At 73.8% G+C, this 10,386-nt stretch carries 11 protein-coding genes; 6 read left to right on the forward strand and 5 right to left on the reverse strand.

All coding sequences use genetic code 11. The annotated features are described in order from the left end of the window. Positions 1-127: 127 nt before the first annotated feature. The gene (locus Q7T67_RS05380; protein ID WP_304786759.1) at positions 128-640 is read left to right on the forward strand and encodes a YidH family protein; all 513 of its coding nucleotides are present in this window, start codon (positions 128-130) and stop codon (positions 638-640) included. Between the two features lie 622 nt (positions 641-1,262). On the opposite strand, the gene purE is transcribed toward Q7T67_RS05380, so the two are convergent. Beyond that, a complete protein-coding gene (gene purE, locus Q7T67_RS05385; RefSeq protein ID WP_304786761.1) occupies positions 1,263-1,769 on the reverse strand; it encodes a 5-(carboxyamino)imidazole ribonucleotide mutase in 507 nt (168 codons plus the stop codon). A 97-nt stretch (positions 1,770-1,866) separates the two neighbouring features. Continuing rightward, positions 1,867-3,042, reverse strand: coding sequence for a 5-(carboxyamino)imidazole ribonucleotide synthase (locus Q7T67_RS05390; RefSeq protein WP_304786763.1), 1,176 nt, complete (start codon positions 3,040-3,042; stop codon positions 1,867-1,869). A 368-nt stretch (positions 3,043-3,410) separates the two neighbouring features. Here Q7T67_RS05390 and Q7T67_RS05395 point away from each other — a divergent pair, with 368 nt between their 5' ends. From Q7T67_RS05395 to Q7T67_RS05410, 4 genes are all read left to right on the forward strand, one after another. Further along, entirely contained in the window at positions 3,411-3,827 is a 417-nt protein-coding gene (locus Q7T67_RS05395; RefSeq protein WP_304786765.1) for a hypothetical protein, read from the forward strand. Positions 3,828-3,831: 4 nt separating this feature from the next. After that, a complete protein-coding gene (locus tag Q7T67_RS05400; protein WP_304786767.1) occupies positions 3,832-5,283 on the forward strand; it encodes a DUF4331 domain-containing protein in 1,452 nt (483 codons plus the stop codon). Then, positions 5,280-5,603: a hypothetical protein gene (locus tag Q7T67_RS05405; protein WP_304786769.1), complete on the forward strand. Its 324-nt coding sequence runs from the start codon at positions 5,280-5,282 to the stop codon at positions 5,601-5,603. The genes Q7T67_RS05400 and Q7T67_RS05405 overlap by 4 nt, the downstream gene beginning before the upstream one ends. Positions 5,604-5,713: 110 nt before the next feature. Continuing rightward, positions 5,714-6,781: a HoxN/HupN/NixA family nickel/cobalt transporter gene (locus Q7T67_RS05410; RefSeq protein WP_370695364.1), complete on the forward strand. Its 1,068-nt coding sequence runs from the start codon at positions 5,714-5,716 to the stop codon at positions 6,779-6,781. 76 nt (positions 6,782-6,857) lie between these two features. On the opposite strand, the gene Q7T67_RS05415 is transcribed toward Q7T67_RS05410, so the two are convergent. The 3 genes from Q7T67_RS05415 to Q7T67_RS05425 form a co-directional block, all read right to left on the reverse strand. Continuing rightward, a complete protein-coding gene (locus tag Q7T67_RS05415) occupies positions 6,858-8,159 on the reverse strand; it encodes a lysine N(6)-hydroxylase/L-ornithine N(5)-oxygenase family protein (protein WP_304786773.1) in 1,302 nt (433 codons plus the stop codon). Further along, entirely contained in the window at positions 8,156-8,407 is a 252-nt protein-coding gene (locus Q7T67_RS05420) for an MbtH family protein (RefSeq protein WP_304786775.1), read from the reverse strand. Before Q7T67_RS05420 ends, Q7T67_RS05415 begins: the two co-directional genes overlap by 4 nt. A 116-nt stretch (positions 8,408-8,523) precedes the next feature. Further along, positions 8,524-9,306: a thioesterase II family protein gene (locus tag Q7T67_RS05425; RefSeq protein WP_304786777.1), complete on the reverse strand. Its 783-nt coding sequence runs from the start codon at positions 9,304-9,306 to the stop codon at positions 8,524-8,526. Between the two features lie 93 nt (positions 9,307-9,399). Here Q7T67_RS05425 and Q7T67_RS05430 point away from each other — a divergent pair, with 93 nt between their 5' ends. Next, positions 9,400-10,353, forward strand: coding sequence for a methionyl-tRNA formyltransferase (locus Q7T67_RS05430; protein ID WP_304786779.1), 954 nt, complete (start codon positions 9,400-9,402; stop codon positions 10,351-10,353). Positions 10,354-10,386: the final 33 nt, after the last annotated feature.

Consider the following 10,386-nt stretch of genomic DNA (forward strand, 5'->3'; position numbering starts at 1 on the left):
CCACCCCCGCCCCCCCCCCCCCCCCCCCCCGACGACCGCGCCACCCCAGGGGGTGGGTCTCTCTGAGGCCTCGCGGTGTCGTGGAGTCGTTCACGACACGGGCCCCGGCGGGCGGTACCGTCGGGGGGTGCCGTCGCCCGAGCCCACCGACGAACCTCCGGTCCCGCCCGCCGACGACCCGCCGGTCCGGGCCCCCGACGACCCTCCGGCCAGGCCCGTCGGTCCGGCCGACCGGCCCCCAGCCGCCGCGGACGGCCCCGCAGCAGCAGAGGCCGCCTGGGCGGAGCGGCCGCTCGATCCGCGCGACTACTCCCGGCGGACGCACCTCGCCAACGAGCGCACCTACCTGGCGTGGTGGCGGACCGGGCTCACCGCTCTTGCCGCGGCGCTCGCCGCAGCCCGGGTCGTGCCCGAGCTCTCGGGAGCCCAGGACCGCTGGCCCTACACCCTGCTCGGCGCCGCGTGCGCGGTGGCCGGCGTGCTGGCGATCGCCTACGGGCACCGCCGCCGGATCGCCGTCGAGGAGGGGCTGATGCACGGGACGTTCCCCCCGGTCGACCGTCGCGTCACGGGCATCATCACCGGCCTGGGACTCGCGATCGGCACCGGGATGCTGATCCTCATCGTCCTCGAGACCTGACCGACGGCGCGGGGCGGCACCTGCCTGCGTCGGCCTCTGTCCTCCGCCGACCGACGCAGGTTCGTGTCGTCAGGCGGCACATCGCCGCGTCGGTCTCCGCGCCCGCCACGCCGACGCGGGTTCGTGTCGTCAGGCGGCACATCGCAGCGTCAGTCCCCGCGCCCGCCACGCCGACGCAGGTTCGTGTCGTCGGGCGGCACATCGTCGCATCGGTCCCCACGCCCCCACCGACCGACGCGGGTTCGTGTCGTCAGGCGGCACATCGCAGCATCAGTCCCCGCGCCCGCCACGCCGACGCAGGTTCGTGTCGTCAGGCGACACATCTCAGCATCGGTGCCCGCGCCCCCGCCGGCCGACGCGGGTTCGTGTCGTCAGGCGGCACATCTCAGCATCAGTCCCCGCGCCCGCCACGCCGACGCAGGTTCGTGTCGTCAGGCGACACATCTCAGCATCGGTCCCCGCGCCCGCCACGCCGACGCGGGTTCGTGTCGTCAGGCGACACATCGCAGCGTCAGCCTGCACGATCGGCTCCGAACCCGTCGCGCCGCCGGCCGCCGGCCGTCGCGCCGCCGGCCGACGCGCTCGGCTCGCCCGGGCCGCCACGCCGCTCCGACCGCGCCCCTCAGTCCTCGCGGCCCGTCTCCCGCGCCACGCGCGCGTCCTTCTCGTGCGACGAGGCGAGCAGGGCCTCCTGGGCGCGGAGGATCGCCGCGGTGCGCTCCGGATCGCCCGTGGCGAGGATCCGGGCGGCGAGCAGGCCGGCGTTGCGGGCGTTGCCGATGCCGACGGTCGCGACGGGGACGCCCGCGGGCATCTGCACGATCGACAGGAGCGAGTCCATGCCGTCGAGGTGCTTCAGCGGGACCGGGACGCCGATGACCGGCAGCGGTGTGGTCGAGGCGAGCATCCCGGGCAGGTGGGCCGCACCGCCGGCGCCGGCGATGATCACCTGGATCCCGCGCCCGTGGGCCTCGGTGCCGTAGGCGATCATGTCGCGCGGCGCGCGGTGGGCGGAGACGACGCGCACCTCGTGGGCGATGTCGAACTCGCCCAGCGCCTCGGCGGCGGCGAGCATGGTCGGCAGGTCCGAGTCGCTGCCCATGACGATCCCGACGACGGGCTGGCTCATGCGGTGCTCCGGGTGGTGGTGATGGGGATGCCCGCGTGGCGACGGGCCGAGCGCCGCGCGACGGCGGACCGCGCCCGACCTCGCGGGTGGGTGCGGCTCACGACGCCGTCCCCTCGAGGATCTCGGCCGCGCGCCAGGCCGTGGCGCGGGCGGTGGCGACGTCGGGGCCCAGGGCGGTGACGTGCCCGAGCTTGCGGCCCGGCCGGGCGCCCTTGCCGTAGAGGTGGACGTGCGCGCCCTGCACCGCCAGCGCCGCCGGGAGCCGCTCGCGCGGGTCGCTGCCGTCCTCCGGGCCTACGACGTTCACCGTCACCGCGGCGGGGGCGATCAGCTCGGTCGAGCCCAGCGGCCAGTCCAGCGCGGCGCGCACGTGCTGCTCGAACTGCGACGTCACCGCGCCCTCGATGGAGTAGTGGCCCGAGTTGTGCGGGCGCATCGCGAGCTCGTTGACCTGGAGACCGTCCGGGGTCAGGAACAGCTCGACCGCGATCAGTCCCGTCCCGCCGATGTGCTCGACGATCCGGACGGCCAGGTCGGACGCCTCGGCCGCCAGCGCGTCGTCGATCTCGGCCGGGGCGACGAGCTCGCGGAGCATCGCCTCGTGCTGCACCGTCTCGACGACCGGGTACGCCGCGGTCGCGCCGTCGGACGTGCGGGCGACCTGGACGGCGAGCTCCCGCTCGATGCGCAGCGCCGGCTCGACGAGCGCACCGTCCGGCAGCGGGGCCAGGAACGCCGCGGCCGCCTGCGCGTCGGCCACGACGCCGACGCCCCGGCCGTCGTAGCCGCCGCGCGGGGCCTTCAGGACGACGGGCCAGCCGTGGGTCGCGGCGAACTCGGCGACGTCCACGGCGGTCCGCGCGTGCTCGAACGGCGGCACGGGGAACCCGGCCTCCCCCAGCCCGCGACGCTGATGCAGCTTGTCCTGGGCGAAGAGCTTGGCGGCGGGCGCCGGGACGAGCCGGTGGCCCTCCTCCTCGAGCGTCCGGAGCAGCGCGTTGTCGACGCCCTCGAACTCGAAGGTCACGACGTCGACGCCCGAGGCGAACTCGCGCAGCACGTCGAGGTCGCCGTGGTCCCCGACGAGCGCCTCGGCGCCGGCGAGGACCGCGGCGTCGGACGGGCCGTCCGCCAGCAGGCGCAGGTCGACGTCGAGCGCGATCGCGGCCTGCTGGTCCATGCGCGCCAGCTGGCCGGCGCCGAGGACGCCCAGACGCGGGCGGCGCGGGGCGTCGTCGGGGGCGGGCGGGCGCGGGTTCAGGAGCTCGGCCATTCGCCCGCAAGGGTAGTTCCTGATGCGTCCCGGACCGGAGCCGGCCCCTCGGGATGCGCGCCGGGGGGGTACCTGCGAGCCCCTGGCGGTCCAGGGAGGTTCCCGCCCCCGGTGCGCCGGCGAGCCCCGGGCGGCCCCTCCGGGACCGGCGTACCCCGGGGGCCTCGCCCGTCCGACGGCGCCCGTGCAGCATCGATGACGGCCCCGAGACGCGCCTCGCCGAGATCGGCCCGCACCTCCAGTGCGTCCAATCACACGACCGCATCGTTGCTTGATGCAGAGGACCGACGGCGTTTCGCCGGCCCCCAGGGTTCCGCTCCAGGCGGAACGACACGGGGCCGCCCCGCGGCCCGAACCAAGGATCCTCCATGCGTTTGTTCCGACGCGGCCGCCTCGCGGCCGCACCCGTCGACGTCCTCGAGGACGTCGGCGCCACCAGCCGCAGGTCGTTCCTGCGGGCCTCCGGCGGGTACGCGGCGGTCGCCGCCGTCCCCACCGCCGCGGTCCTCGCGGCCCCCGCCGGCGCCACCAGCGCCCGCCCCGCCAACGGCGTCCCCACGGCCAACCCGACGGGGACCCCGCCGACCGAGCCGGTCATGGCCTACGTCCACGACGCCAAGGCCGGCACGGTCGTGATCATGACCGGGACCACCGAACGGACGGTGAAGGACCGCGAGCTCGTCCGGCGCCTGACCGTCGCGACCAAGAAGCGGAAGCCGAAGAAGCGCGCCACCAGGCGCCGCACCACCGCCCGCAGGCCGTCCTCCACCGGCCGGAAGGGCTGAGCGCATGTCGTCCCATCGCGAGGCACCCGAGGTCAGCCAGGACCCGTCGGTCGACAACACCGACACGTACGCGTTCGTCAGCCCCGACCGGCCCGACACGGTCACGATCCTGACGAACTACATCCCGCTCGAGGCGGCGGCCGCCGGCCCGAACTTCTACGAGTTCGGCGAGGACGTCCTCTACTCGATCTACATCAGCAACAGCGGCACCGGCCTGCCGGACATCACCTACACGTTCCGCTTCGAGACGACCGTCCTGAACAAGCGGACGTTCCTCTACAACCTCGGGCCGATCACGTCGCTGGACGACCCGAACTTCAACCGCCGGCAGTCCTACTCGGTGACGAAGCAGATCGGCAAGGGCGCGCCGAAGCTGCTCGCCTCCGGCCTGCGCTCCCCGCCGTGCAACATCGGCCCGCACTCGACACCGAACTACACGAAGCTCTCGCAGGCGGCGATCCACCGGCTGCCGGACCAGGAGGTCGTCTTCGCCGGCCAGCGCAACGACGGCTTCTACGCCGACCTCGGCGCGATCTTCGACCTCGCGGACCTGCGCCCGTTCCAGACGCTGCACGTCGCGCCGATGGTGCCCTCCGTCGGCCTCGACACCCTGAAGAACGGCATCAACGTCCACACGATCGCGCTGCAGATCCCGATCACGTCGCTGACCCGCGACGGCTCGCGACCGAAGGACGTCGACGCGGCGGTCTCGACGATCGGCGTCTGGGGCGCGGCCTCGCGCCGCAAGATGCGCCTGCGCGGCGACACGACCGGGCAGCACACCGAGTCGGGGCCGTGGGTCCAGGTCTCGCGCCTGGGCAGCCCGCTCTTCAACGAGCTGATGGTCCCGATGGTCGAGAAGGACGGCTGGAACGGCAGCCAGCCCTCCGGCGACTCCGAGTACGCCGACGGCGTGAAGCAGCCCGAGCTCTCGCGGATGATCCCCGACCTCTACCCCGGCGTCTTCGAGAGCCTGAAGGCGCTCGCGAAGAGCGGCAAGAGCCGCGAGGACATGGTCGCCCTCCTCCTGACGGGCTTCAAGAAGGGGATCTTCCCGGGGTTCCAGAACTACACGGGCCCGATCCAGTCGGACATGCTCCGCCTGAACGTCGCGGTGCCCCCGACCTCCACCCCGCAGCACCTCGGGGCCCTGGACGGCGACGCCGCCGGCTACCCGAACGGCCGCCGGGTGGAGGACGACGTCGTGACGATCTTCGTCCGCATGCTCGCGGCGGTCATCAACGACCGGTTCGACAAGGGCTTCACGCCCGACCTCGCGGTCAAGGTCGTCACGCAGGGCGTGCCGATCCCGCCGACCGGGCCCGTCGGATCGAGCTCGCGCTTCTGGTCGGGCTTCCCGTACCTGGGCGACCCGTTCTCCGGCTTCGACAACCCGACCGTGACCTCCGCGTCCGGCCCGCTGCCCAACATCACGATCCCCGGGGTGACCCCGTGAGCCCCGAGCCCGTCGTCCGGCCGCACCCCGAGCCGGTCGTCCTCGACATCGGCGGCGGCTTCGGCGCGCTCGTCGTCCACGGTCCCTCCGACGAGATCGACACCCCGATCGAGTGGAGCCCCGCCGACGACGACGACACCCGCAAGCACCAGCACGTCCTCGAGCGCCCGACGGGTGACGAGACGTTCTACGCGGCCGTCTTCGACCGGCTCCCCGTCGGGACGATCACGCTCTGGGTCCGCGGGGAGGTCCTCGAGCGCGACGTCGAGATCACCGACGGCGCGGTTACCGAGCTCCACTGGGCCCCGCCGGCCGGCTGATCGTGCGCGCCTCGAGCAGCGCGGGCGGCGGGCCGCCGCCGGCCGGTCGGCCGGGATCCGCCACGTCCACCGGCGGACCACCGGCGGGTCGCCGGCGCCTCACCGCGTCGCTGAGCCGGCGCGAGTGGCGGCGCGTGGCGCTGCTCCTCGGCGCGGTCGTGCTGCTGCACGTCGTCGGCTTCGGGCTGCTCTTCGGCGCGGTCCTCCCCGCCGACCTGAGCCTCGGCACCACCGGCGTCTTCGGCGTGGGGATCGGCATCACCGCCTACACCCTGGGCATGCGCCACGCGTTCGACGCCGACCACATCGGCGCGATCGACAACACGACGCGGAAGCTCATGGCCGACGGGCAGCGTCCCGTCAGCGTCGGCTTCTTCTTCTCGCTCGGGCACTCGTCCGTCGTGTTCCTGCTCGCCCTCGCGTTCGCGGTCGGGATCCGGGGCCTCAGCGGTGCCGTGCAGGACGAGGACTCGACGCTGCAGCAGGCGACCGGCGTGATCGGCCCGCTGGTGTCCGGGTCGTTCCTGCTGCTGATCGGCGTCATCAACCTCGTCGTCCTGCTCGGGATCGTGCGGGTGTTCCGCCGGATGCGCCACGGCGAGTTCGACGAGCAGCAGCTCGAGGACCAGCTGAACTCGCGGGGGTTCATGAACCGGTTCCTCGGGCGCGCCACCCGGGCGGTCACGAAGCCGTGGCACATGTATCCGCTGGGCCTGCTGTTCGGGCTGGGCTTCGACACCGCGACCGAGGTCGCGCTCCTGGCGACCGCCGGCAGCGCGGCGGCGGGCGGCCTGCCGCTCTACGCGATCCTCTGCCTGCCGATCCTCTTCGCGGCGGGCATGACGCTGCTCGACACGATCGACGGGATCTTCATGACCGCCGCGTACGGCTGGGCCTTCGCCAAGCCGGTGCGGAAGGTCTTCTACAACATCACCATCACCGGTCTGTCGGTCGTCGTCGCCCTCGGGATCGGCCTGATCGAGGTCGTCCAGGTGCTCGCCGACGAGCTGCGGCTGACCGGCGGCGTGTGGGACGTCTTCGCCGCGCTGGACCTCAACGCGGTCGGCTACGCGATCGTCGGGCTCTTCGTCCTGACGTGGCTCGTCGCGGTCTCCGTCTGGCGCTTCGGCCGGATCGAGCAGCGCTGGAACGCGAAGCTGCAGCCACCCGCCGGCTGAGCGCTCGGCCCACCCGGCCGTGGCGGCGGCCCGGGCGCCGGACGGGTCGAGGACGAGCGGCGACGCCGTGGGTCGGTCAGCGCCCGACGCCCGCCCCCACGGCACCCTTCGCCCCGGTGATCGCGCCCGCGATCTCGCCCGCGCGCACCGCGACGGTCGACAGCAGGGTCGAGGTCAGCCCGAAGGCGTGCTCGTCCGCACCCTGCAGGAACAGCCGGGCGCCGGCGGACGGCACGCGGAGACGCAGGCCGTGGTCGCGCTCGACGATCGGCAGGTCGTCCCGGAGGTCGACGAGTCCGCCCGCGCTGCCGAGCAGCGCGATCGGGTCGGCCGGCCGGTACCCCGTCGCGTAGACGACGGCGTCGCAGTCGAGGACCTCGGTCTCGAGCGTCGTGGAGCTCTCGACGTGCAGCCGGACGCCGTCGTCGCCCTCGACCTGCTCCGTCACCCGGGAGACGTTCATGATCCGCAGCCGCTCGTGGCCCCCCACGAGCTCCTGGTAGTGCGCGCTGTAGAGCGACTCGATGAGGTCGCCGTCCACCACGGAGTAGTTCGTGTTGCGGTGGTAGTCGAGGATCTCCCGCTTGGCGCTCTCGGGCGCGCGGTGGAACTCGTCGACGGCGTCCGGGTCGAAGACGCGGTTGGCGAACGGCGAGTCGTCGGCCGGGGAGTAGCCGAAGCGCGAGAAGACGGAGCAGATCTCGGCGTCCGGGAACCGGCGGTAGAGGTGGTCGACGGCCTCCGCCGCGCTCTGCCCGGCCCCGACGACCGCGAAGCGCCGCGGGGTCTGCGCCGACGACGCGACCTCCTCGACGCGGCCCAGCAGCTCCGACGTGTGCCAGATCCGTGCCGAGCAGACCACGCCCGCGGGGACGACCGGGGTCAGGCCGCAGCCGACGACGACCGTCGTGGCACGCGTGACCGTGGTGTCGCCGCCGGGCCGGCGGGCGACGACGTCGAAGGCCTGCACCTCGCCGTCCTCCTCGACCGGCCGGACGTCGACCACCTCGGATCCGTAGGTGACGAGGTCGTCCACGCGGGCGGCGGCCCACGAGAGGTAGTCGTGGAACTCGATCCGCAGCGGGAACAGCGTCTTGCGGTTGATGAAGTCCGCCAGCCGGCCCCGGTCCGTCAGGTACGAGACGAAGCTGAAGTCGCTCGCCGGGTCGCGCATCGTCACGAGGTCCTTGAGGAACGACACCTGCATCGTGGCGTCGTCGAGGAGCATCCCGCGGTGCCAGCCGAACTCGGGCTGGCGCTCGAAGAAGCGGGCGGTCGTGCCCTCGGACTCGTGCAGCGCGATCGCGAGCGACAGGTTGGACGGGCCGAAGCCGATCCCGGCGACGTCGACCGCGGGCTCTCGGCGCTCGGCGCTCATGCGTCGCTCCCGGGCCCGGCGGGGGCGTCCGCGACGGCGGCGGCCCCGTGATGGCGCACGAGCGACAGCGGGCGCAGGTCGGTCCAGTGCTCCTCGACCCACCGTTCCGCGTCGTCCCGCGTGGCGCCCTCGAGGACCGGGGTCCAGCCGTCGGGCACGTCGGCGAAGGCCGGCCACAGGGAGTGCTGGCCCTCGTCGTTGACGAGCACGGAGAAGGTGCCGTCGGGGTCGTCGAAGGGGTTCGTCATGCGGCAGCTCCGAGATGGGGGATCGAGCTACGACGGGAGGTCGCGTGTTCTTCGGGCAACCTAACACACGCTGCCGCGAACGTCGGCCTCCCGTGGACGGCGTCTGCCGGGACCGCCTAGGTCCGGTCGGGCGCGCCGTCCACGAGCCCGCGGACCACGTCGACGACCTCCGTCGTGCGCGCCGCCAGGAAGAGGTGCCCACCCGGTGCGGTGCGCGCCGCGAACGGGCCGTCGGTGGCCGCCGCCCAGGTCGCGATGCCCGCCTCGGTCGTCGTCGGATCGTCCCGGCCGACGATCGCGGTGATGCCGGCCCGGAGGCGCGGGGCGTCCTCGGGGACGTACGCCGCGAGCAGGGCGTAGTCGGCGCGCAGGGGCGGCAGCAGGAGGTCGAGGACGTCGGGGTCCTCGAGCAGCTCGCGCGGGGTGTCGCCCGAGGCCGCGAGCCCGTCGACAAGGGCGGCGTCGTCCGGCACGCCGTCCGGCCGCAGCTCGCGCTGGGTCGCCGGGCCGCCGCGACCGCCGACGACGAGGTGCAGGACCGACCCGGGGCCACGGGCCTCGAGCCGCCGGGCGACCTCGTGCGCGACCGAGCCGCCCATGCTGTGCCCCAGCAGGACGGCCGGACCGTCGAGACGTGCCGCGAGCTCGTCGGCGGCCGCGTCGGCGAGCTCGGCCATCGTCGTCGGCGCGGGCTCTCCGAGGCGCGCCTCGCGACCGGGGAGCGCGATCGCCCACGGGTCGACGGCGGCCGGCGCGTCCAGGGAGAGCGCCGCGAAGAACGAGGCGGGCGCCCCCGCCGGCGGGAAGCAGACCAGCGGCGTCCGGCCCTCCGACTCGGGCCGGTAGCGGCGGATCCACGGGGACGGCGAGGAGGAGGTCACGGAGAGGGGCGGGGGCACCGGGGGATGCGCCGTCCGCGTGGATCAGGTTACCCTAACTCCGATGTCCCCCCTCGCCCCGCCCAGCCACCCCGACCGTCCGGAGATCCGCTGATGCGCATCGTCCTCTTCGGCTACCAGACCTGGGGCCACGACCTGCTGACGAAGCTCCTGGCGTCGGACCACGAGGTCGTCCTCCTGGTCACGCACCCCGACGGCGACGACCCGTACGAGGGGATCTGGAACGACCACGTCGGCGAGCTCGCCCGGGAGCACGGCATCCCGGTGGTCGAGCGCGAGATCCCCAACGACGACGAGCTCGCGCAGACGATCCGCGACGCCGACGCCGACGTCGCGGTGGCGATCAACTGGCGCCGCTGGATCGCGCCGGAGATCTTCTCGATCCCGCGCCTGGGCACGCTGAACACGCACGACGCGCTGCTGCCGAAGTACGCCGGGTTCGCCCCGCTGAACTGGGCGCTCGTCAACGGCGAGGAACGCGTCGGGATCACCGCCCACCTGATGAGCGCGGGCCTCGACCAGGGCGACGTCGTCGGCCAGGCGAGCGTCGAGGTCGGACCCACCGACACGACGGCGGACCTCTTCCACAAGACCCTCGCGCTGTTCGGCCCGCTGACGCTCGAGTCGCTCGAGAAGATGGAGTCCGGCGACTACACCCCGGTGCCGCAGGACCTCTCGCAGGCGTCGTTCTTCCACAAGCGCACGGACGAGGAGAACCGCATCGACTGGTCGTGGCCGGCCGACGAGCTCGAGCGGCTCGTGCGCGCCCAGACCGATCCGTACCCCAACGCGTTCACGCACCGCGGCACGGAGCGGATCGGCATCCTCGAGGCCTCGGTCTCGAAGCAGGTCTACGGCGGCACCGGCGGGCGGATCTTCTACCGCGAGGGCGACGGCGTCGCGATCGTCGCCGGCCCACAGCCGCACAAGGGCCGCAACCGCGGCCTCGTGATCCAGAAGCTGCGGGCCCCGGACGGCACGGTCCTGACGGGTGCGGAGTACTTCACGCGCATGGGCGGCTATCTGACGCCCTACCCGGTGGGCTGAAGGCGTCCGGCGGGGCGGGGCCGACCCCCGGGG

Source organism: Patulibacter sp. (assembly GCF_030655195.1).
Classification (GTDB): domain Bacteria; phylum Actinomycetota; class Thermoleophilia; order Solirubrobacterales; family Solirubrobacteraceae; genus Patulibacter.